The sequence below is a fragment of the Latilactobacillus sakei genome (genome assembly GCA_002953655.1).
Taxonomy (GTDB): domain Bacteria; phylum Bacillota; class Bacilli; order Lactobacillales; family Lactobacillaceae; genus Latilactobacillus; species Latilactobacillus sakei_A.
Window position 1 is genome coordinate 544,957 of the sequence record CP025839.1, and the last position, 23,637, is coordinate 568,593.

The following is a 23,637-nucleotide window of genomic DNA, read 5'->3' on the forward strand; positions in this document are numbered from 1 at the left end:
TTGTGTTTATGGGCTGGGATTTGTATAATAAAGTGAATGTTAGAGAAAGTAGGCGAATCAAATGATGCCCATGTTTAGAATCATCGTTGGGTTGTTTGCGACCATGCTCGTTTCGGCCGCAATTACACCGCTCGTTAGACGCTTAGCTTTTGTCTTAGGCGCGGTTGATAAACCCAACGCTCGCCGAGTGAACAAGAAAGCGATGCCCTCAATGGGTGGTCTGGCGATTTTTATTGCCTTTAATGTAGGCACTTTTATTCTATTGCGCGGACAGTTTCCGACGCATGAACTATTTAGTATCTTTTTAGCAGAATGTATTATCATCATCACCGGGATGATTGATGATATCAAAGAATTAAGTCCTAAAGAAAAAATGTTGGGAATTTTAATCGCTGGGTTAGTGATTTACTTCCTAGCGGGTGTACGGATGAATATCCTAACCATTCCGTTGGTGGGAACCTTTAAATTAGGTTGGTTAAGTTTTCCAATTACGATTTTCTGGATCTTAGCAATAACCAACGCAGTAAACTTAATTGATGGCTTAGATGGTTTAGCGACCGGGGTCTCAATCATTGCCTTATTCACGATGGGTGTGATTGCCTACTTCTTCTTAGCCATTACTAATGTCAGTGTTTCGATCATGATTTTCTGTTTAGTCGCTGCGTTAATCGGCTTCTTGCCGCATAATTTCCATCCCGCCAAGATTTTCTTAGGGGATACGGGGGCCTTGTTTATAGGTTTCATGATTGCGGTCCTATCCTTGAAGGGTTTGAAAAACGTGACCTTCATTACATTATTGATTCCAGTTATTATTTTAGGGGTCCCAATTACGGATACGGTTTACGCGATGTTACGGCGGATCTTAAACCGCAAACCAATTTCACAAGCGGATAAACATCATTTACACCATCGCTTAATGCAATTAGGATTGTCACACCGGCAAACGGTACTGGTTATCTACGGTTTGGCATTAGTTTTCTCACTGATTTCGCTATTATACCCGTTGTCAACACTGTGGGGGAGTTTAGCGTTAACGATTGCCGTTTTGTTTGGCTTAGAATTATTTGTTGAATCAATTGGGTTAGTTGGTGAAAATCGTCAACCATTATTACACTTACTAAAACGATTATTAAAACCGAGAGATGAAGAAAAGGATTAGCCATTGGCTAATCCTTTTTTGATAGTTATTTTTGATAACGTAAGTCGTGAATGGCTTGGGTACTGATGGGGACTTCGTTAAATTGTTGTTGGCCAAGCGTTAATGTGAGCTGCCCATTGAGCAACTCGGTCATCTGGGTTTCAAAGGCGGGGACTTCTTCGGTGGGCAACCAAACCGTTAGTTGAATATCAGTTGTATATTGAATATCTTGGGCAGCTAAATTCAGTTGCGCTAAGCGGTTTTGAAGAGAATCGAACTGTGCGTAGTCGATGGTTAAATGACAAGCAGTTTGTTCAATGCCTTGGACAATGCCAAGATGTTCGAGGGCGGCAGAAGTCGCGTGGCTATAAGCACGAATCAGGCCGCCAGTGCCTAATTTAGTGCCTCCAAAATATCGCGTGACAACGACGCAGAGATTCGTAAGTTGCATTTGACGTAAAACTTCCAGTATGGGAACACCGGCAGTGCCACTGGGCTCACCATCATCGCTTTGTTTTTGAATGTTAGCGGGTTGTCCCAATTGGTAGGCAAAGCAATTATGATTGGCCTTAGTATGTGTTTTACGGACCTGATCGATGAAGGCTTGGGCAGCAGCTTCATCACTAACCCGAGCGATTTGACAAATGAAGCGAGACTTTTTAATTTCGAGTTCAAACTGCCCGTCTTTTTGAACTGTTAAATAACTTTCCATGGAAGACACCTCAAAAAAATAGATTCCGATTGCGTATATTAATCCCAAAGGAGCAAATAAAATGGGACAAATAGTGATTGCCTGTGGCCGCCAGTTTACTGCGGCCCAGTTAGCCGATACGCAAAATAATAATTATAGTTTACCACAGATTGAGCGCCGACCCGCGTTTTTACGGGTCAAGCAACGTTTAATCTGCCAACGTTGTCAGCAAGTGGTACCGTCGCAAACTTGCTTACCAGACGGCCGTCATTATTGCGCGCAGTGTTTGTTATTTGGTCGTTTAGTAGAAGGGGATTGGTTATATACAATCCCTGAGGATCATTTATTTAAAACCGCTACACCGAAGTTGACGTGGGCAGGCCAATTAACAGTGTATCAGGAACAAGCCGCCCAAGTAGTGGTAGCGGTTATTCAAGCCCATAAACGGCACGTATTAACAGCCGTGACCGGTGCCGGGAAGACCGAGATGCTTTTTCAAGGGATTCTAGTCGCACTACAAAAGGGACAGCGAGTGTGTTTGGCGGCACCTAGAGTCGCAGTTTGTCTAGAACTGTATCCGCGGCTTCAAGCCGCCTTTGCGACGACTAGTATCATGTTGATGCATGGCGAGCAAACCGAGCCCTATCGCTATACCCAGTTAGTGATTTGCACGACACATCAATTACTGAAGTTTTATCACGCTTTTGATACGGTCATCGTTGATGAAGTGGATGCTTTTCCTTTTGTTGATAATCCAGTTTTAGCCACGGCAGTTGAACAAGCCTGTAAGCCTCAGTGTGCGTTATTATATTTAACGGCTACGCCGACACCAGCCATCAAGCGGGCGATTGCTGCTAAACAAATGACAGTTAGTGAATTACCGCTTCGCTTTCATGGGGGAATATTGCCAGAACCGCAACGACATGTCGCTTTCAATTGGCGGCCGCGATTAAAGAAGGGCCGGTTACCTAAACGACTTGAGCATGATTGCCAGATTTGTTTAAAAAACCAGCAGATTTTGCTATTTGTACCGCAAGTCAGATTATTAAAACCAGTTGCCAATCGACTATCAATTTTATTACCGGCGGTCAGAATTGAGACGGTACACGCAAACGATCCTGAACAAATTGAAAAGATCGCGGCGTTTAGGGCCCAACAAATTCAATTAATGGTGACGACCACTATTTTGGAGCGGGGGGTCACATTTAAAAATGTTGCGGTTTTGGTCTTAGGCGCGGAACACATGGTGTTTAATGAAGCCGTTTTGGTCCAGATTGCCGGGCGAGCAGGACGGCATAAAGACTATACCCAAAATCCAGTTCATTTTTATTATCAGGATTATACCCGCGCTATTAAAGGAGCTTGTCGGCAAATTAAGGCCCAAAATCAGAGGGGACGGCGATTACAATCAACTGTTTAATGTGTCAAAATGTCATTATTGAAAAGCCAAGTATTAAACAACTGCTACAACTAAAACCACTACTTAAACCACATATCTGTCAAATTTGTTTACAGCAGTTTGAACCTATCAGTGGCAACCAGTGTTCGGATTGTAGTCGGCCACTATTGACGGGCATTTTATGTTCTGATTGTCAGCATTGGCGACAACTTTATCCCCAACAGCATTTTAAAAATCAAGCATTGTTTACTTATAATCGGGCGATGCAGTTATATTTTCAACGTTATAAGGGCCAAGGGGATTATCAATTACGGTTACTATTTGAACGGGACATTCAAACGCGGTTGCCAGTAAAGCCCAATGTAGCTTACGTGCCGATCCCATCCGATGAGCAACATCAACAAGCACGCGGTTTTAATCCAGTCCAAGGCTTATTCGAAAATTGTTTTCCGCTAATGTCACTCTTAAAAAAGCGACCAACGGAAAAGGGGCAAGCGCAAAAAAATCGTGCAGAACGACTCGCAAGTCCGCAATTTTTTGAATTAATACCACAAAAGTTACCTGATAAGCTACAGTCGATAACGATTCTAGATGATATTTACACGACCGGTCGAACGTTGTGGCATGCTCAGCAATGTCTGCGTGCTCGTTATCCGCAAATTACAATTAATGCAATTACTTTGGCCAGATAGTAATCGTTTTATTTGTCTATTGGCCGCAATTTATATATAATGAACTTAGTAACAAAGCCCCAATAATTTATCGATTATTGGGTGACAGATAACCAATGGGGTTATTTGTGAAAGGGGAGAAATCATATGCTAAGTTTTAATGTCCGTGGAGAAAATATTGAAGTCACAGAAGCAATTCGGAGTTACGTTGAGAAAAAAATCAGCAAACTCGAAAAATATTTTGATGAGTCAGCTACCGCAACTGCACACGTTAACTTGAAAGTCTATCCTGATAAAACAGCGAAGGTCGAAGTGACTATTCCGCTCCCTTATTTGGTTCTTAGAGCCGAAGAAACATCACCAGACATGTACGGTAGTGTTGATCTGGTAACTGATAAACTAGAACGTCAAATTCGTAAATATAAAACTAAAATTAACCGTAAATCACGTGAACGTGGTATCAAGGGTGTTGAATTAGTGGTTTCTTCTGAAGAAACTTTACCAGAAGAACCAATGCAAGTTGTTAGAACTAAACGGGTCTCATTAAAACCAATGGATAGCGAAGAAGCTATCCTACAAATGAACATGCTAGGTCATGAGTTCTTTATCTTTGAAGATTCAGAAACAAATGGCACAAGCATTGTTTATAAACGCCAAGATGGCCGTTATGGGTTAATCGAAACAGATGAATAAAAAATAAATAAATATCATAAAGAGCCCAAAACAAACAAAATAGTGTTTGTTTTGGGCTCTTTATTTATTTTCAGAATAAGACTATAGGTAATAGGGTTAATTTTATGCCTAATCGTGCGGATTTGTTTAAGCAGTAGGTTTTAATTGACTGTAATAAATGTTAGAATAAGTTGTTAGTGGTCCAGTAATTCTAAAATTTAATTAAAATCATAGTGATCAGAATTTCCAGAGGAGAATTATAATAAATGGCAAATTTTCTAAAATCATGGGTAGAAAGCGATAAACGTGAAGTTGCACGAATGGGCAAAATTGCCGATAAAGTGCAATCTTATGAAGATGAATATAGCAATTTATCAGACGAAGCGTTACAAGCTAAGACACCCGAATTCAAAACAAGATTAGCAAATGGCGAAACATTAGATGATATTTTACCGGAAGCATTCGCGGTCGCTCGAGAAGGCGCTAAACGCGTGCTTGGTTTATTCCCATTCCGGGTTCAAATTATTGGGGGGATTACACTACACGAAGGTAATATCGCTGAAATGAAAACTGGTGAAGGGAAAACCTTAACCGCTACAATGCCCGTTTATTTGAACGCGCTTGCGGGCCAAGGGGTCCATGTTGTTACCGTCAATGAATATCTTTCAAGTCGTGATGCGACTGAAATGGGTGAATTGTATAATTGGTTAGGGCTTTCAGTTGGTTTGAACTTAAATGCGAAGACCCCTGAAGAAAAACGGGATGCTTACAACTCTGATATTACGTATTCAACCAATAGTGAACTTGGCTTTGATTATTTACGGGATAACATGGTTGTTTACAAAGAAGAAATGGTCCAACGCCCATTGAACTTTGCAATTGTCGATGAAGTGGATTCAATCTTAATTGATGAAGCCCGGACACCATTGATTATTTCTGGACAAGCAGAAAAATCAACGGCACTTTATATTCGCGCGGACCGTTTTGTAAAAACTTTAAAAGAAGATACAGATTATAAAATCGATTGGCCTACAAAAACCATTAGTTTAACAGAAGCCGGTATCGGCAAAGCAGAAGCTAATTTTGGTCTTGATAACTTATATGACATTGAAAATACAGCGTTAACGCATCATTTGGATGAATCATTGCGAGCTAACTTCATCATGTTAAAGGATATCGATTATGTGGTTCAAGATGGTGAAGTCTTGATTGTTGATCAATTTACCGGCCGTGTGATGGATGGTCGTCGTTATTCAGATGGTTTACATCAAGCGATTGAAGCCAAAGAAGGCGTTGAAATCCAAGATGAAACCAAAACAATGGCCAACATTACGTACCAAAATTACTTCAGAATGTATAACAAACTTTCAGGGATGACTGGGACGGCTAAGACCGAAGAAGAAGAATTCCGTGAAATTTACAATATGGAAGTTATTTCAATTCCAACGAACCGCCCAATCGCACGTAACGACAAATCAGACGTCTTGTATCCAACGCTTGAAAGTAAATTCAATGCTGTTGTGAAAGATATCAAATCACGTTATGAAAAAGGCCAACCAACATTGGTGGGGACAGTTGCGGTTGAATCATCAGAATTACTATCACGTTTATTAGACGAAAATAACGTGCCACATGCTGTCTTGAATGCGAAAAATCATTTCAAAGAAGCTGAAATCATCATGAATGCTGGCCAACGGGGCGCTGTTACAATCGCTACTAATATGGCTGGTCGTGGGACCGATATTAAATTAGGACCTGGGGTTACAGATTTAGGTGGACTAGCCGTTATTGGGACTGAACGTCATGAATCACGCCGGATTGATAATCAACTTCGAGGCCGTGCTGGTCGTCAAGGTGATCCTGGTGAAACACAATTCTACATGTCTCTGGAAGATGACTTGATGAAACGTTTCGGCTCAGAACGAATCAAAGCCTTTCTAGATCGGATGAAGATTTCAGACGACGATGCGGTCATCCAAAGTAAGATGATTACCCGCCAAGTTGAAGCGGCTCAAAAACGAGTTGAAGGGAATAACTACGATACACGTAAACAAACCCTTCAATACGATGATGTTATGCGTGAACAACGTGAAGTGATCTATAAACAACGGATGCAAGTTATCATGGCAGAAGACAACTTGAAAGAAGTGATTATGCCAATGATTTCACGGACGGTTAAACGCATCGTTCAATTGCATACACAAGGCGACACCGCAGATTGGAACCTTGAAGCAATTCATGACTTTGCAACGACTTCAATGGTCAGTGAAGAACAATTAACGATTGAGAAGTTACAAGGTAAGACAGCTGAAGAAATCGAAGCGCTCTTGATGACTTTTGCAGAAAAAAATTATGCGACAAAACAAAAACAATTATCTGATGAAAATCAAATGCTTGAATTTGAAAAAGTTGTTATTCTGCGTGTTGTTGATGAACGTTGGACAGATCACATCGATGCGATGGATCAACTTAGAAATTCAATCGGATTACGAGGCTACGGTCAAATGAATCCATTGGTTGAATATCAAGAAGAAGGCTACAGAATGTTTGAAGAAATGATCAGTGATATCGATTACGATACAACTCGACTCTTCATGAAGGCGGAAATTCGTCAAAATATTCGACGCTAATTAATGAATGGCTGAGGCAATTGACTTAGCCATTTTTTAATGGCATGAAATCAAAAAGAGGTTAATCAAATGGAATTAAGTGAAGCAAGACATTTATTAAACGAAATTGAGCGCAAAATAACGCAATTCAGGGGGTCTCTTTGACTTAGAAGGCCTGCAAGAAAGCATCGCGCAAAACGAAGCGCAGATGGCTGATCCTGATTTTTGGAATGACCAAAAATCAGCGCAACAATTAATTGATCAAAATAATGCGTTAAAAGAGAAGTACGATTCTTTTAACCAATTACAAGCACAATTTGAAGAATTAAGCGTCACCTTAGAGCTATTACAAGAAGAACCCGATGACGAGTTACAGGCGAGTTTTGAAGCTGATTTAGAGCAGATTCAAAACCAGATGCGCCAATATGAATTGGGGCAATTATTATCAGGTGAATACGACAGCAATAACGCGATTGTTGAATTACACCCAGGGGCTGGCGGAACAGAATCCCAAGACTGGGGGGCCATGTTATTACGGATGTATTTACGTTGGGCAGATGCGCATGGCTTTACCGTAGAAACCGAAGACTATCAAGCCGGTGAAGAAGCCGGGATTAAGAGTGTGACGCTGATGATTAAGGGCCATAATGCCTATGGATTATTGCGCTCTGAAAAAGGGGTCCATCGCTTAGTTCGTATTTCACCATTTGATTCAGCTGGTCGGCGCCATACGTCATTTTGTTCAGTCGATGTGATGCCTGAATTAGATGGCTCAATTGATATCGAGGTGCGCACCGAAGACTTGCGGGTCGACGTTTTCCGGTCAAGTGGGGCTGGTGGCCAACATATCAATAAGACCTCTTCAGCGGTCCGTTTAACCCATTTACCAACGGGGATTGTGGTCAGTTCACAAGCCCAACGGTCACAACTGCAAAATAGAGAAACTGCGATGAACATGTTGAAGGCCAAGTTATATCAAAAAGAACAAGAAGAACAAGCCAAAAAAGCAGCCGCTATTAAAGGGGAACAACTCGAAATTGGCTGGGGTTCACAAATTAGATCGTATGTTTTCCATCCCTATACGATGGTTAAAGATCACCGGACTAATTACGAAACGGGTAATGGTCAAGCCGTCATGGACGGTGATTTAGATCCCTTTATGTATGCTTATTTACAGTGGCAGTTGAGTCAAAAAAATCCGAATTAAGCTCGGCGGAGGGATTCGTTAGAGTTTACTAATTTTGGTGCCGAATAAGTAAGATAGCATGCTATAATGAAATATGACTAGTGTTTTTTGTAGCTTATATGATGAACAATTAAAAAGGAGTGTTACCTCAGTGATTCGAATGACGAATGTGTCCAAAGAATATCCAAATGGTGTCACAGCAATCAAGGATTTATCCGTAACGATTGAAGCTGGCGAATTTGCTTATATTGTTGGACCAAGTGGTGCTGGTAAATCAACATTTATTAAGATGTTATATCATCAATTAAAGGCCACCAGTGGTGAAATTGAAGTGGCTGGTTTTGATTTAATTAATATGAAAGATCGGGAAGTCCCTTATTTACGCCGTAAAGTCGGCGTGGTTTTCCAAGATTTTAAATTATTACCACGGTTGACAGTTTTTGAAAACGTTGCTTATGCCATGGAAGTGATTGAAGCTGAACCAGACGTCATCCAAAAACGGGTGTTAGAGGTCCTTGAATTAGTGGGCCTAAAAGCTAAGAATGACCGTTTCCCTAATGAGCTATCTGGTGGGGAACAACAACGGGTCGCTGTGGCACGGGCCATTGTTAATTACCCAGAAGTCCTCATTGCCGACGAACCAACTGGGAACTTAGATCCAGAAACTTCTGACGGCATCATGGATATTTTAGAAGCCATCAATGATAAGGAAACCATTGTTTTAATGGCGACCCATAACCGACAAATGGTTAACGAACGGACACACCGGGTCTTAGCGATTGAAGATGGGCGTTTAGTTCGGGATGAAAAAGAAGGTGAGTATGGCTATGAAGATTAGAACGTTGAAGCGGCATTTAAATGATAGTTTTAAAAGCTTAAAACGTAACGGTTGGATGTCAGTGGCCGCGGTCAGTGCGGTTACCGTTACGTTATTATTAGTTGGCGTTGTTTTTGCGATGATTTTTAATTTTAATAAAATTTCAAATGATATTGAAAATGACGTGCACGTCCGGGTAATGGTTGAACGTGGAACGACTAAAGACCAAAAAGCTAAGTTGGAAAAGCAACTTAAGAAAATGGCATCTGTCAAAAAAGTAACGTATTCAAGTCGGAAAAAGGAATTAAATAAAGTGGTCGGTAGTTACGGTCAATCATTCAAGATGTTTACCGGTGACGATAATCCACTTTATGACGTTTACATGGTCAGCACAACCAACCCCAATAAAACCATTGGGGTTGCTAAAAAAGCTAAGAAATTAGCCCATGTTTATGATGCTACTTATGGTGGCAATAATGCTAAAAAACTCTTTAGCGTGATGAAGAACATCCGTAAATGGGGCTTAGGCTTTGCTGCATTGCTCTTATTCGTAGCCGTCTTCTTGATTTCAAATACAATCCGGATTACGATTTTATCACGGCGCGATGAAATTGGAATTATGCGTTTAGTGGGCGCAACCAATGCCTATATTCGTTGGCCATTCCTCTTTGAAGGGGCTTGGACTGGTTTATTAGGGGTGATTGTCCCGGTTATCGTAATCGATTTTGGCTATGTCTGGGTTTATAACCATATGGCCTTTAGCATGGCTTCTGCCGGTTACTCACTCTTAAGACCAGGTATGTTCTTATTCCAACTTGATTTAACAATGGCCGTTTTAGGGATTGTTATCGGGGCCTTGGGATCGGTTGTTTCAATGCGACGTTTCTTAAAAATCTAAAAAAATCATACTGATTTACAAAAAGGAATCTCAGCTTTTTAGCCGGGGTTCTTTTTTTAGCATCTTTAAGGGCTAGGCAGTTAACGGGGCAAAATGCTATACTTATGGGGAAAGTTCAGCAGTCTGTTCAACAGATGTGGCTAGCATCGGTTTCAGATTGGCGGGATTGAATAGGTTGGAGGGTTTATTTGATGGAGATGTTCGTTAATATGTTGCTTACCTTTTTCACGACGCCATTGTTATGGGTGGCGATTGTGTTTGCTTTTTGGTTAGCGCTACATCGTATAAAACATGAACGACAGACATTTAGAATTGCTGTGAATCCCAAGTGGCCGGAATTAAAATTATTTTGGTGGCATGGCTTATTAGCAGGCTTAGCGCTTAGTTGTTGCACCTTGTTATTAGGTGTCACGATTAATTTAAATTGGTGGATAGTCTACCAGATTGTTGCAGTAGCAGCCTTATTATTAATGCCCATCGGTTTTGCAGGGAATGTCTTAATTTTATTGAGCGCCTTATTGTATTTAGGGAGTGCAATGATTTGGCCGCAATACCAGATTTTAGCTGGGAACAGCCTGTTAGCAGAACTGTTGATTGTCGCCGGATTAGTCACGATCCTAACCGGTTTCTTACAAAAATGGGATGCAACCAAGGTGGTGACACCGCACGTCATCACCAGTAGCCGGGGCCGGATGACAGCCATGTTTACAAGTCGTCAAATTTATTTAGCACCTGTTTTCTTCTTAGTCCCAGGCACTAATCAGTTACCTGACTGGGGTTTTTGGCCAGTCTTACGTATTGGTCAGCAATCATTTAACATCGTGATCCTACCGTTAATTCTTGGCTTTTCAGTTAAAGCCATCAAAGAGCTGATGTCAGCGTTAGTGGCGCGTGATTTACGGACCCAGATTACGTTTGGCAGTGTGATTGTGGTGGCTGGTATCGTTAGTTTTATATTCCCAAGCATCATATTTAGCACGTTAAGTGTTGCGTTAATTATCTGTTTTATCTTACAATGGCGATTAAGACAACAAAGCCGGGCAAATAAGCAGCATTTTACGAAACCATATGCGGGCATTCGCATTTTGGGAGTCCTCGAACAAACACCGGCCGCTAAGATGGGGTTAGAAGCTGGCGATGTAATTGTGGAATGCAATGGTCAAGCAATTTCGAATAACGAAAATTTTTATCAGGCCATTCAAAGCCATTCGACTTATTGTCATTTGAAAGTTCAAGATCTTCAGGGTGAATATCGCATTACGGAAAGTGCTGTTTTTGCCGATGCACCCCACGAATTAGGTGTTATTTTATTTCCAGAGAATTAATTAGATAAGGATGACATTGATGAAAACGATTCTAGTGGTAGACGATGAACCAGCAATCTTGACACTCTTGAGATACAATTTGGAGCAAGAACATTTCAAGGTAATGACGGCAACAGATGGTGCCCAAGCGCTAACGATGGCCTTACAACAGAAATTCGATTTTATTATATTAGATTTGATGTTACCCAAGCTAGATGGGATTGCGGTAACTAAAAAAATTCGGGAAGCTAAATTAAAAACACCGATTATGATTTTAACGGCTAAAGATAACGAAACAGATAAGATTGTTGGACTTGAAGTCGGGGCCGATGATTACGTAACGAAACCCTTCAGTCCACGCGAAATCATCGCTCGGATTCGAGCAATTGAACGCCGTACTGCCCAACCAATCGAGCAACCTGTGGAACAAGCTTCTGAGACGATTGTGGTCGGTGATTTGAGTGTGGATGAAGCGGAAGTCATCGCCAAAAAAGGCGATCATAAGCTTCACCTAACGCCAAAGGAATTTGAATTATTAGTGTACTTTATGCATCGCCTTAATAAGGTGCAAAGTCGTGAAAAATTATTGAATGCTGTTTGGGGTTTTGACTATCCAGCTGAAACCCGAATGGTCGACATTCAAGTGAGTCATTTGCGCGAAAAGATTGAAGATGATCCCCGCCACCCCGTGTATCTCAAAACGGTTCGTGGCTTTGGTTATCAATTGGAGGATCCCGCACATGACCAAGCATGATCAAGTGAGATTTTATAAGCTAGCCACTATTTTAGTGGCTATTTACATAGCCTTTATTTTATTAATTAATTTGGTCATTTATCGCCAGCAAAATACAATGCTCAAAGAACGAAGTGCCGATTACGCCTTAATCGTAAAGGATCCCGGTTTTAAGCGCACAAAATGGTTACATCAGAATAACTTACAAGTGGTGACGCCACAGTCGAGTCACAATACTAAGCTAGAACGTTCGGTAGCCGATATTTTAAATCGCGATCATACGACGCGTAATTTTAGCGTGCGACAAAAAATTAATGGACGTTGGTATTTAGTGGCGGTTCATCAATCGAGCCAGCCAACGTTTGTCTTATTAATGCCACAACAACGGTTTTGGCATACTTGGCCGGAAATCGCCTTAACGGTGACCATTTTGTATTTATTGTTCAGTCTGACTGTTCTTTGGCAATTCAAACGCCAACGCAGTCGTTTTTACGAACACTTGAAGATTTTAGTGGCTAATATTCACCATATTCGGTATGAAGAAACACCAGAACCCATTATTTTCCAAAAAGACGCATCATTGTATGTTCTCGCCCACGAAGTGAATCAATTGAATAAAGATATGCGGCATATGCGTCAAAAAATTGCTATTCAACAAGGTAGTTTTGATCGGTTGATTGATCATCTACCAGTCGGGGTAATGGTGATTAACGAAAATCGGCAAGTCGTGCTGCATAACGAGGCGATGGGACAGTTATTAGAAACAACGATTGAAACCCAAAAGCATCCGTATATTGATGATATTAAGACTTATGAGTTAACGCGGATGATTGAACATACTTTCCGGTATCGACGGAGTCACCACCAAGAAATTCAGCTCATTCAAAATCGGGAACGGTTTGTGGATGCTAATGTGGTGCAGTTAAATACCGTGAAGTCTAAATTTCAGGCGTTAGTGATTTTGTATGATTTAACCGATATTCGCCGGGTTGAGCAGATGCAGCTCGATTTTGTCAGCAACGTCAGTCATGAATTGAAGACGCCGGTGACAGCAATTACTGGCTTTGCTGAAACATTATTAGCCGGAGCCAAGGATGATCCGGAAACCTTGCAGCAGTTTTTGAAGATTATTTACGAAGAAAGCACACGCCTGACAGCCTTAATTCAGGATATTTTAGCGCTATCGCACTTGGACCGCCAAGACCAAACACAGGCTCAAGATATCGCGTTAAAAGCGATGGTGACAGCTAATCTAGAATTGATGCAACAAAAGATTCAGCAAAAAGAAATTCACGTTTCCGTCAATATTCCGGAGACATTAACGTTTAAGACGCAAAAGATGAAGTTAAACCAGGTCTTAAAGAATTTAATCGCCAATGGCATTACCTACAACAAACAAGCAGGATCGCTGGTCGTTACCGCTCAGGCCAATCAACAGCAATTAATCATTCAGGTTGTGGATTCCGGTCTCGGTATTCCGAGTGATTTACAAGAACGCATTTTTGAACGTTTTTACCGTGTTGATCAAGCGCGGGCGACACATAAGAGTGGTACCGGGTTAGGGCTAGCGATTGCCAAAGAAATTACCGAAAGCATTGGTGGCCAATTAACAGTTGAAAGTCAATTAGGCGTTGGCAGTCAATTTACTTTGACGTTCCCCTTAGTGTGATTTACACAATCTTTACATTCAGTAGTGTTAGATTTTACAATTCTTTTCTATAATTAATTAAAGGGTTTAAATGGAATTCGTGGAGGATTAGCATGCGTAAACGTAGTGTTATTGGCTTATTAGTCACATTCGTTGTCTTACTATTAACTGGTTGTCAAACTAAACAAAATGGTCAATCAGTCACGGCAGTCGGGTCATCGGCCTTGCAGCCATTGATTGAAGCCTTAGCCGAACAATACAGTGCCCAACATTCAGGTCAGTTTATTAACGTCCAGGGTGGTGGTTCTGGGACTGGTTTAAGCCAGATTCAAGAAGGTGCCGTTCAGATGGGTAATTCTGATCTATTTGCAGAAGAAAAAGCTGGCATTAAAGCGGCTAAATTAGTCGATCATAAAGTAGCCGTTGTCGGTATTACACCAGTAATTAACAAAAAAATTGGCGTTAAGAATTTAACATTGACGCAATTGGCTAAAATCTTTAGCGGCGAAATTACGAACTGGCAACAAGTCGGTGGGCCTGATCAAGAAGTGGTCTTGGTCAACCGAGCACAAGGTAGCGGGACGCGGTCAACCTTTGAACAATGGGTAATGGGTAATCGCAAGACAAAACCAGCGCAAGAACAAGATTCAACTGGGATGGTCCGCTCAATCGTGGCCAATACACCGGGGGCGATTAGTTATCTAGCCTTTTCTTACGTTGATCATACGGTTGCTACCCTTAAAATCGACGGCGTTGCACCAGATGATCAAAACGTCATGAATAATACTTGGCCAATCTGGTCGTACGAACATGTTTACACTAAAGGTCAACCAACGGGATTAACTAAGGCCTTCTTGGCTTATGTCCTATCAGATGAGGTTCAAAACAAACAAGTTAGCAAAATGGGTTACATCCCAGTCGCACAAATGCAAGTTGAACGGTCGTTAGACGGCACAATTACGAAGGTTAAGTAGGTGGCAAAAATGGATCCAATTAAGGCAAGTTTACTGAAAAAATCACGGGCGGCGAAAACCGAAAGCCGAGGAAAATTAATCAGTTTATTGTGTATCAGTTTAATCGTTTTTATCGTTCTGGCTATTTTTTACTTTGTGGCTTCTAAAGGATTGGCAACCTTCTTTAAGGATAAGGTCAGTCTAGGGCGCTTTTTAACCCAAAGTGATTGGAATCCAAGTCTTAAGGATAGTCATGGTCGGCCAGAAGTTGGGGCGCTTCCCATGATTATGGGCTCGTTTGGTGTGACGTTCTTGGCAGCCTTATTGGCAACCCCATTTGCTATTGGCGCCGGAATCTTCATGACAGAAATTTCACCTAAACGGGGCGAAAAGATTTTACAACCCGTTATGGAATTATTGGTTGGGATTCCATCTGTTGTTTACGGTTTTATCGGGTTATCAGTGGTTGTGCCAACAATGCGCCATATCTTTGGCGGTAGTGGTTTTGGGATTTTAGCCGGAACCTGTGTGTTGTTCATCATGATTTTACCAACGGTAACCTCAATGACCGTTGATGCTTTGAAGAGTGTGCCACGGCACTATCGGGAAGCTTCATTGGCACTAGGAGCCACGCGTTGGCAAACCACTTGGAAGGTCGTTTTAAAAGCAGCGACCCCCGGGATTTTAACTGGGGTCGTCTTCGGGATGGCACGGGCGTTTGGTGAAGCACTGGCCGTTCAAATGGTGATCGGGAATGCGGCCTTAATGCCACATAACTTGATTTCACCGGCCTCAACATTAACCAGTGTCTTGACAATGGGTATTGGGAACACCGTTATGGGCTCACTTGCCAATAACGCCTTATGGTCATTGGCACTGCTCTTATTATTAATGTCACTATTATTTAACTTATTAGTTCGTTTAATTGGTCGGAAGGGAGCAATGGGTCGCTAATGGATGCAAAAAAATGGGATAAAGTTGCAACCGGCGTTTTAACACTAATCGCTGGCTTAATTGTTTTATTATTGGCAAGTTTACTAGGTTACATTTTGATTCGCGGATTACCGCACGTGACTTGGCAATTCTTGACGAACCCAGCGTCAACCTTTACAAAAGGTGGCGGGATTGGTGTTCAACTTTTTAATTCATTCTACCTATTGGTAATTGCCATGGTGATTTCCGTACCACTTTCGATTGGTGCTGGGATTTACCTCGCTGAATATGCGCCTAAAAACTGGGTCACGAATGTCGTCCGGACGGCAATTGAAGTTTTAAGCTCTTTACCATCAGTCGTGGTTGGTTTGTTTGGTTTCTTAGTCTTCGTTATTCAATTCAAATTAGGTTTCTCAATTTTAGCGGGGGCTTTGGCCTTAACCGTCTTTAACTTACCATTGTTAACACGAAACGTGGAAGATGCTTTGAAATCAATCCACTTTACACAACGTGAAGCTGGCCTGGCGCTTGGCTTATCACGTTATGAAACGGTTAAACACGTCATTATTCCAGAAGCGTTACCCAATATTATTACGGGGATGATTTTAGGGGCCGGCCGGATTTTCGGTGAAGCGGCTGCTTTAATTTACACAGCAGGTCAAAGTGCGCCTTCATTGGATTTCACAAACTGGAACCCAATGTATATTGCAAGTCCTTTGAACCCAATGCGGCCAGCCGAAACATTGGCGGTGCATATTTGGAAGATTAATTCTGAAGGCATTATGCCGGATGCGACAGCTGTTTCAGCAGGTGCATCGGCCGTCTTGATTATCGCTGTCCTATTATTCAACTGGTTAGCACGGGTAATCGGCAAGCGCGTTTATCGCAAAATGACAGCAGCATAGGAGAAGTTTATGGCAGATTATGATTTAACAAAAACACATATCAAAAAATTAGCAGAACCTAAGCATGAAATTGCGTTGTCAACTGAAGACTTAAACGTCTACTATGGTGACAAACGCGCGATGCACGATGCGTCATTACAATTTGAACGTTATCGGATTACGGCTTTAATCGGGGCTTCCGGCTCTGGTAAATCAACGTATCTGCGGAGTTTAAACCGGATGAACGATAATATTGCTAATACTCGTGTGACCGGGAAGATTATGTATCGGGATGTTGATATCAATAGTGATGAAGTGGACGTTTATAAGATGCGCGAACATATTGGGATGGTTTTCCAACGCCCTAATCCGTTTGCTAAATCTATTTACGACAACATTACGTTTGCATTGAAACAACACGGTCAAAAAGATAAAAAGTATCTTGATGAAATCGTTGAAACAACGCTTAAACAAGCTGCACTTTGGGATCAAGTGAAAGATTCATTAAATAAGAGTGCCTTAGCGTTGTCAGGTGGGCAACAACAACGGCTTTGTATCGCACGCGCAATCGCAATGAAACCTGATATTCTCCTGATGGATGAACCGGCTTCAGCTTTGGATCCTATCTCAACAAACACCGTTGAAGAAACGTTGATTCGTTTGAAAGAGCAATATACAATTGTCATTGTGACGCATAACATGCAACAAGCAGCACGGATTAGTGATTACACGGCCTTTTTCCATTCAGGGCACGCGCTTGAATTTGATGAAACCCGGAAGATGTTTACCCGGCCTAAGATTAAAGCGGCAGAAGATTATGTGTCTGGTCATTTCGGCTAGCATACAAGGAGGTTTGCCAGTTGGCGAATAAAATTATTGAATCCTCAGATGTTCATTTGTTCTATGGTAAAAATGAGGCCTTAAAAGGCATTAATATGGATTTTGCAGAAAATGAAATTACAGCGTTAATCGGGCCTTCTGGCTGTGGTAAATCGACCTATCTCCGGTGTTTAAACCGGATGAACGATTTGATTGATTCCGCAACGGTGACGGGCAAGTTTTTGCTTAATGGTCAGGATATTTATGCGCCTGAGATGGATACCGTTAAATTACGGAAGGAAGTTGGGATGGTTTTCCAACAACCTAATCCATTTCCCTTTTCAATTTATGAAAATGTTGTCTATGGTTTACGCTTATCTGGCGTGAAGGATCACCGTGTTTTGGATGAAGCGGTTGAAACCAGCTTGAAACAAGCTGCCGTTTGGGATGACGTGAAAGATAAACTTCACGAAAGTGCTTTGTCACTTTCAGGTGGGCAACAACAACGGGTCTGCATTGCGCGGGTGCTGGCTGTTAAACCCAAAGTGATCTTAATGGATGAACCAACTTCGGCACTGGACCCAATTTCGAGTACAAAAATCGAAAATATGTTGCTAGAATTGCGCCAACAGTATACCATTATAATGGTGACGCATAATATGCATCAGGCTTCTCGTATTTCGGATAAGACAGCATTCTTTTTACAAGGTGAATTAATTGAATATGCACCAACGAAGAAAATTTTCTTGAACCCAACCGAAAAAGAAACGGAAGATTACATTAGTGGCCGCTTCGGCTAAGAAAGAAGGGAAATAGCATGCGTAGACTTTTTGAAGATGAATTGAATGAACTGCACGTTCGTTTTTCTGAAATGGGCATGATGGTCAATGAAGCCATCTATAAATCTGTTAAAGCCTTCATTAATCACGATAAGCAATTGGCAAGAGAAGTGATTGCCGATGATCATAAGATTAATGAACGGGAAACGGATTTGGAACGTAAGAGTTTTGAATTAATTGCTCTTCAACAGCCGGTATCGACTGATTTACGGATTATCGTAACCATCATGAAGGCCAGTTCTGACTTGGAACGAATGGGCGATCATGCGGTTTCAATCGCTAAATCAACGATTCGTGTGAAGGGCAATACTCGCGTACCAGATATCGAAAAAGATATTGCGGATATGGCCGACAAAGTAAAACAAATGGTAGAAGAAGTCTTGGATGCCTACGTTAAAGAAGACCGGCGCCGAGCAATTGCGATTGCTGAAGAAGATACAGCAATTAATGCTTATTCGGAAAATATTTACGATGACTGTGTTAAAGAAATGCAACGTGATTCAGAGACCGTTGTTGGTAGCATGGATTACATGTTTGTAGCCAGTTATTTGGAACGAATTGGTGATTACGTCACAAACATCTGTGAATGGATTGTTTATTTAAGAACTGGCAAAGTTGTCGAATTAAATTCAAACGACAAAGAAGACGAATTTTAAAAGAGTGTTTTATCAGCCGGTTATATTTTGAGGATTAGCATAGAATGGCGAATGATTGCTTCCAGCAATCATTTGGTATTCGTAGCTAACCGGAAGAATATGGCTGATAAAACACTTTAAGAAGAGAGTGCGTTTAAGTCTGCACAGTAGGGTTAAGCGGCGGAAACTAGACTTAAAAAGCACGTTAAAAAAATCATATTCGCCAATCGAAAAAAGGGGCGGTAGACAAAAGCAATTTTGTCCCACCCCTTTTTAATGTTTAATAAAGAGGAGTCGTAATAATGCAAAAACAAATTTACTTAGCAGGTGGTTGGTTCACCCCTAAACAAGCAGATATGGTGGCGCGCGCCCATAAAGCGTTGGCTGCTAATCCGACCGTTGGTTATATCCATAGTCCGCAAGAACATCAATACAAAGATGTCACTGAAGATAATGATCCTAATGGTTTATTCGGTGGTTACGAATGGGCCAATCAAACTTATCAAAATGACATTACTGCAATGGACTTAGCGGATTTGGCGGTTGTCTTATGGGATATGGCTGATGAAGATACGGGGACCGCTTTTGAAGTCGGTTACCTTAATGCAAGCCATACACCAATCGTATTTGTTTGTGAAGATGATTTGCAAGAAAATCCGATTAACTTAATGTTAGCTAAAGGGATTAGCAAGTGTGTGACAGATATTAATGAATTAGAAACCTTAGATTTCCAATTTGTAGCGGGCGAACCTTACCCTGGTAAGATCGTTTAAGCAATTGTTTTCAAATTAAAAAAGCCCGTCCGAATTATGATAATTCGGACGGGCTTTTTTAATGACCTTCTTATAATTGACCTCGTTAAATAGCGCTTTGTTAATTTAGATAAAAAGAACGATTGTTTTTATTGTAAGCGATTACATTGCGTGCTATATTTTATTTATTAAATGGACAGGAGTGATTGGATGACTAAAACGTTAGAAGCATTCTTGCACGAAGGATTAGCATCGTTGAAGGAACAGGGGTTATATAACACAATCGATGTTCTAGAAGCGCACAATGGGCCGGTGATTAAAATCAACGGACATGAATTAATTAATTTAGCATCTAATAATTATCTAGGCTTTGCTAATCGCGATGAATTAAAGGCGGCGGATCAAGCGGCCACACAAAAGTGGGGTGTGGGGGCTGGTGCGGTGCGGCCGATTAACGGAACACTTCAGATTCACCAAGATTTAGAAGCTAAAATTGCCGAGTTCAAAGGTACTGAAGCGGCCATTGTGTTTCAATCCGGTTTCAATTGTAATATGGGTGCGATTTCAGCAGTCATGACTAAGAATGATGCGATTCTTTCAGATGAATTAAATCACGCGTCAATTATCGATGGGTGCCGGCTATCAGGGGCGAAAATCATTCGTATCAAGCATCAAGATATGGCAGATTTAGAAGAAAAAGCAAAGGCCGCAACCGAAAGTGGTCTTTATGAAAAAGTGATGTACATTACCGATGGCGTCTTTTCAATGGATGGTGATGTGGCTAATTTACCCGAAGCGGTTAAAATCGCTGAGAAGTATCAACTGATTACTTACGTTGATGATGCGCATGGTTCTGGTGTGATGGGACATGGAAAGGGCACCGTTAAACATTTTGGCTTACAAGACAAGATTGATTTCCAAATGGGGACCCTCTCCAAAGCAATCGGCGTTGTCGGTGGTTATGTTGCGGGGACTCAAGCATTAATCGATTGGTTGAAGGTTCGTGGCCGGCCATTTCTTTTTTCAACCTCATTAACACCTGGTGCAGCGGCTGCTTGTATTACGGCGTTAGATTTAATCATGGCGCACCCCGAATATGTGGATCAGTTGTGGGAGAATGCCGATTACTTCAAGGCTAAATTAAAAGCGGTGGGCTTTAAAGTCGCAAAATCGGAAACGCCAATTACACCGGTAATTTTAGGCGATGAACAATTAACTCAAAAATTCTCGCAAGCCTTGGTTGCAAATGGTGTCTATGCCAAACCAATCGTATTCCCAACCGTCCCACTGGGAACTGGGCGGATTCGTAACATGCCAAGTGCTACTCATACCAAAGCAATGCTGGATGAAGCAGTGACGGTGTATGAAAAAGTAGGTCGTGAACTAGGGATTATCTAAATTCAAAGGAGGAACTAACATGCATAAAGTGATGGTAACGGGTTGTTTAGGACAAATCGGATCAGAATTAGTGGCCCAATTGAGAGCCCAAAACGGTGTCGATAGTGTGATTGCAACGGATATTCGGCGACCAGACCATAACGAAACGGTTGAAAGTGGTCCGTTTGAAGTATTAGATGTAACGGATTATGATCGAATGCTTAAAATTGCGACCGATTATCAAGTCGATACACTTATTCACTTAGCGGCATTACTGTCAGCAGTGGCTGAAGAACGGCCACAATTTGCTTGGCAGTTAAATATGACCGGTCTCGTTAATGCATTGGAAGTGGCCCGGGAATTAGATTTGAAATTCTTTACACCAAGTTCAATTGGCGCATTTGGCCCTAGTACACCTAAAGATAATACACCACAAGATACGATCCAACGACCAACAACGATGTATGGCGTAACGAAAGTCTCTGGGGAATTACTCTGTGATTACTACCATACTAAATACGGGGTTGATACACGGGGCGTTCGTTTCCCAGGTTTGATTTCTTATAAGACCTTACCTGGCGGCGGCACGACTGATTATGCAGTCGATATCTACTACGAGGCTTTACGCAATGGCCATTATGAATCATTCATTAAAGAAGGTACTTATATGGATATGATGTATATGCCAGATGCTATCGGGGCCATCATTAAACTGATGAATGCCGATCCAGAGCGCCTGGTTCATCGCAACGCCTTTAATATTACGGCGATGTCTTTTGAACCAGAACAAATTAAAGCCGCGATTCAAAAAGAAATGCCAGATTTTGAAATGACTTACGCCGTTGATCCAGCGCGTCAAGCGATTGCCGATTCATGGCCTAATAGCATTGACGCCAGCTGTGCTCAAGCGGAATGGGATTTTAAACCGCAATATGATTTAGAAGCAATGACCAAGGATATGTTGGCGCAATTAAAAACTAGAATCTAATGCAGTAAAGGACCGGGCTTAGTCGCTCGGTCTTTTTTATGTGCCGCAATTAGTTATCGCTCGGAGTACCTAAATAAAAATCAACCTTTGGACCTATGACATTTCCAATTAAAATGGGCATAATAGAACCATAGTCAAGTGTGACAGATATCGAGGTCATCATTTAAACCAATGGAGGTCATAACAATGAATGAACGTCAAAGAATTTTAGACTTAGTGAACCAAGGTGTATTAACATCTTCAGAAGCCTTAATCTTATTAGAAAATTTAGCCAAAAACGATCAAAATACAAATACAACTAAAATGTCAGCAGAACCTGAAGTCCCTGATGTTGATGATGCCGAACAAGAAACGACCCAAGAAGCTGATCAACGCGTGCTTGTTGAAGAACGCGCCAGGGAATTAACCATTGCGTTATCAGGCGTTAATCGCCAATTACAAGACTTGAAGCAAAAAATTCAAGCCGATCAAGAACAAGTGACTGTGCTGGATACGATGGAAGATTTAGATAGCCTGACAAGTGAAAAGGCGGCTGAACGTCAAGCACTCAAAGCAGCTGTTTTACAAAATCAAGCTCAAATTGATGACTTGGAAGAACAACGGCAAACATTAACGGAAGAATTAAATCAAATTGAAAAGCAACGTCGGCAGATGGCGAAAAATCAATGGTCTGAAAAGCTAGGCCTTTCAGATGATTGGAAAGAAAATGCTAGTGAAACTTTCGATGAAATCAGCGGTCGTTTAGGCGAAGCAAGCCTACATCTTGGTAAATTCATGAAGGAAACTGCTAAAAACGTGATGGATAACGTTGACTGGAAAGAAGTTAACTTCAAGGTACCAGGTTTGGCAACCGAGAAATTCACGCATGAATTTATTTACTCAGACGTGACACCAGAGATGATTAACGTCAAGGTAGCCAATGGGAATGTCGATTTCAAGATTTGGGATCAACCCGAAATTAAAGTCGTGGCCCAAGTCAAACTTTACGGTAAGATGGGTGAACCAACAGCTCGCGAAGCTTTTGAAGCCCGCAGCAATATCAATGTCACCGATGCTGATTTGGTCTTCCAAGTGCCTAACAAACGCATTCAGGCGGACTTAACATTCTATCTACCTGCTAATAATTACTTACAAACTAACGTTAAGTTATTAAACGGCGATATTGCATTAGATGGGTTCACAGGTCGTGATTTATACCTTAAAACGACAAATGGTCAATTAACATTGAACAGTACGAATGTCGCAATGTTAGAAGCAGAAAACGTCAACGGTGGCATTACGGTTACTGATGGCCATTATGAAGATATTCTAGGGACAACCGTCAACGGTAATATCGTGATGAAAGCCCAAGTGCTAAATAGTAGTGTTTCAACGGTTAACGGTGATATCAAAGCTTCTTTCAACGATAATCAGTTACAGCATTTGAAAGCTAAGTCGGTTAATGGTACGGTTAAGTTAGCCTTACCACAAACAATTGGCTTCACACTTGAAGCGCGGACACGTTTTGGGATGATCAAAAATCGTTTAGCCAATACGCAAACGGTTGATCAACATCAAAGTACAGGGAGCCAAATGTTACAATTAGCCCGCAACGAAGATATGCAAGCAGCCCAATTAACATTAGGCACGACAACTGGTAATATCTTATTAAAAGACAAAGAAAACTAAAAAATAATGAATGGTGGTTTCTG

Annotated in this window: 22 protein-coding genes; 21 read left to right on the top strand and 1 reads right to left on the bottom strand. The window is 41.4% G+C overall.

Annotated features, from left to right (window positions below; all coding sequences use genetic code 11):
* Positions 1-70: 70 nt before the first annotated feature.
* Positions 71-1,159 carry an undecaprenyl/decaprenyl-phosphate alpha-N-acetylglucosaminyl 1-phosphate transferase gene (locus C0213_02600; protein ID AUX12796.1) on the top strand — a complete coding sequence of 363 codons (1,089 nt, stop codon included), beginning with the start codon at positions 71-73 and terminating at the stop codon, positions 1,157-1,159.
* Positions 1,160-1,184: 25 nt separating this feature from the next.
* On the opposite strand, the gene C0213_02605 is transcribed toward C0213_02600, so the two are convergent.
* Positions 1,185-1,850, bottom strand: coding sequence for a YigZ family protein (locus tag C0213_02605; protein ID AUX11338.1), 666 nt, complete (start codon positions 1,848-1,850; stop codon positions 1,185-1,187).
* A 61-nt stretch (positions 1,851-1,911) separates the two neighbouring features.
* Between C0213_02605 and C0213_02610 the strand changes: the two genes are divergently transcribed.
* The 20 genes from C0213_02610 (at position 1,912) to C0213_02705 (ending at position 23,614) form a co-directional block, all read left to right on the top strand.
* Positions 1,912-3,249, top strand: coding sequence for a DNA/RNA helicase (locus C0213_02610; protein ID AUX11339.1), 1,338 nt, complete (start codon positions 1,912-1,914; stop codon positions 3,247-3,249).
* Positions 3,249-3,920, top strand: coding sequence for a ComF family protein (locus tag C0213_02615; protein ID AUX11340.1), 672 nt, complete (start codon positions 3,249-3,251; stop codon positions 3,918-3,920). The genes C0213_02610 and C0213_02615 overlap by 1 nt, the downstream gene beginning before the upstream one ends.
* Before the next feature lie 126 nt (positions 3,921-4,046).
* Complete coding sequence (gene raiA, locus C0213_02620; protein AUX11341.1) at positions 4,047-4,592, top strand: ribosome-associated translation inhibitor RaiA; 546 nt, start codon at positions 4,047-4,049, stop codon at positions 4,590-4,592.
* A 245-nt stretch (positions 4,593-4,837) separates the two neighbouring features.
* Positions 4,838-7,201: a preprotein translocase subunit SecA gene (locus C0213_02625; protein AUX11342.1), complete on the top strand. Its 2,364-nt coding sequence runs from the start codon at positions 4,838-4,840 to the stop codon at positions 7,199-7,201.
* Between the two features lie 69 nt (positions 7,202-7,270).
* Positions 7,271-8,387, top strand: a protein-coding gene (locus C0213_02630; protein ID AUX11343.1) for a peptide chain release factor 2 whose coding sequence is annotated in 2 segments (ribosomal slippage) — positions 7,271-7,342 and positions 7,344-8,387 — 1,116 coding nt in all. Because the reading frame shifts where the segments join, the coding sequence is not laid out codon by codon here.
* A gap of 130 nt (positions 8,388-8,517) precedes the next feature.
* Positions 8,518-9,204: a cell division ATP-binding protein FtsE gene (gene ftsE / locus C0213_02635; protein AUX11344.1), complete on the top strand. Its 687-nt coding sequence runs from the start codon at positions 8,518-8,520 to the stop codon at positions 9,202-9,204.
* Positions 9,194-10,081, top strand: a complete 888-nt coding sequence (locus C0213_02640) for a cell division protein FtsX (GenBank protein AUX12797.1) — start codon at positions 9,194-9,196, stop codon at positions 10,079-10,081. The genes ftsE and C0213_02640 overlap by 11 nt, the downstream gene beginning before the upstream one ends.
* 191 nt (positions 10,082-10,272) lie before the next feature.
* Positions 10,273-11,406, top strand: a complete 1,134-nt coding sequence (locus C0213_02645; GenBank protein ID AUX11345.1) for a PDZ domain-containing protein — start codon at positions 10,273-10,275, stop codon at positions 11,404-11,406.
* Positions 11,407-11,425: 19 nt separating this feature from the next.
* The gene (locus tag C0213_02650) at positions 11,426-12,139 is read left to right on the top strand and encodes a DNA-binding response regulator (protein ID AUX11346.1); all 714 of its coding nucleotides are present in this window, start codon (positions 11,426-11,428) and stop codon (positions 12,137-12,139) included.
* Positions 12,126-13,787, top strand: coding sequence for a two-component sensor histidine kinase (locus tag C0213_02655; GenBank protein AUX11347.1), 1,662 nt, complete (start codon positions 12,126-12,128; stop codon positions 13,785-13,787). Before C0213_02650 ends, C0213_02655 begins: the two co-directional genes overlap by 14 nt.
* Positions 13,788-13,879: 92 nt before the next feature.
* The gene (locus C0213_02660; protein AUX11348.1) at positions 13,880-14,740 is read left to right on the top strand and encodes a phosphate ABC transporter substrate-binding protein; all 861 of its coding nucleotides are present in this window, start codon (positions 13,880-13,882) and stop codon (positions 14,738-14,740) included.
* 9 nt (positions 14,741-14,749) lie between these two features.
* Positions 14,750-15,673 carry a phosphate ABC transporter permease subunit PstC gene (pstC, locus tag C0213_02665; protein ID AUX11349.1) on the top strand — a complete coding sequence of 308 codons (924 nt, stop codon included), beginning with the start codon at positions 14,750-14,752 and terminating at the stop codon, positions 15,671-15,673.
* A complete protein-coding gene (gene pstA / locus C0213_02670; GenBank protein AUX11350.1) occupies positions 15,673-16,557 on the top strand; it encodes a phosphate ABC transporter, permease protein PstA in 885 nt (294 codons plus the stop codon). The genes pstC and pstA overlap by 1 nt, the downstream gene beginning before the upstream one ends.
* A 9-nt stretch (positions 16,558-16,566) precedes the next feature.
* Positions 16,567-17,376, top strand: a complete 810-nt coding sequence (gene pstB / locus C0213_02675) for a phosphate ABC transporter ATP-binding protein (protein AUX11351.1) — start codon at positions 16,567-16,569, stop codon at positions 17,374-17,376.
* Between the two features lie 20 nt (positions 17,377-17,396).
* Positions 17,397-18,155, top strand: coding sequence for a phosphate ABC transporter ATP-binding protein (locus C0213_02680; GenBank protein ID AUX11352.1), 759 nt, complete (start codon positions 17,397-17,399; stop codon positions 18,153-18,155).
* Between the two features lie 17 nt (positions 18,156-18,172).
* The gene (gene phoU / locus C0213_02685; protein AUX11353.1) at positions 18,173-18,850 is read left to right on the top strand and encodes a phosphate transport system regulatory protein PhoU; all 678 of its coding nucleotides are present in this window, start codon (positions 18,173-18,175) and stop codon (positions 18,848-18,850) included.
* Positions 18,851-19,131: 281 nt separating this feature from the next.
* The gene (locus C0213_02690) at positions 19,132-19,602 is read left to right on the top strand and encodes a nucleoside 2-deoxyribosyltransferase (GenBank protein AUX11354.1); all 471 of its coding nucleotides are present in this window, start codon (positions 19,132-19,134) and stop codon (positions 19,600-19,602) included.
* Between the two features lie 189 nt (positions 19,603-19,791).
* Positions 19,792-20,979, top strand: a complete 1,188-nt coding sequence (locus C0213_02695) for a glycine C-acetyltransferase (GenBank protein AUX11355.1) — start codon at positions 19,792-19,794, stop codon at positions 20,977-20,979.
* 19 nt (positions 20,980-20,998) lie between these two features.
* Entirely contained in the window at positions 20,999-21,946 is a 948-nt protein-coding gene (locus C0213_02700; GenBank protein AUX11356.1) for a UDP-glucose 4-epimerase, read from the top strand.
* A gap of 186 nt (positions 21,947-22,132) precedes the next feature.
* Positions 22,133-23,614: a hypothetical protein gene (locus tag C0213_02705; GenBank protein AUX11357.1), complete on the top strand. Its 1,482-nt coding sequence runs from the start codon at positions 22,133-22,135 to the stop codon at positions 23,612-23,614.
* Positions 23,615-23,637 lie beyond the last annotated feature (23 nt).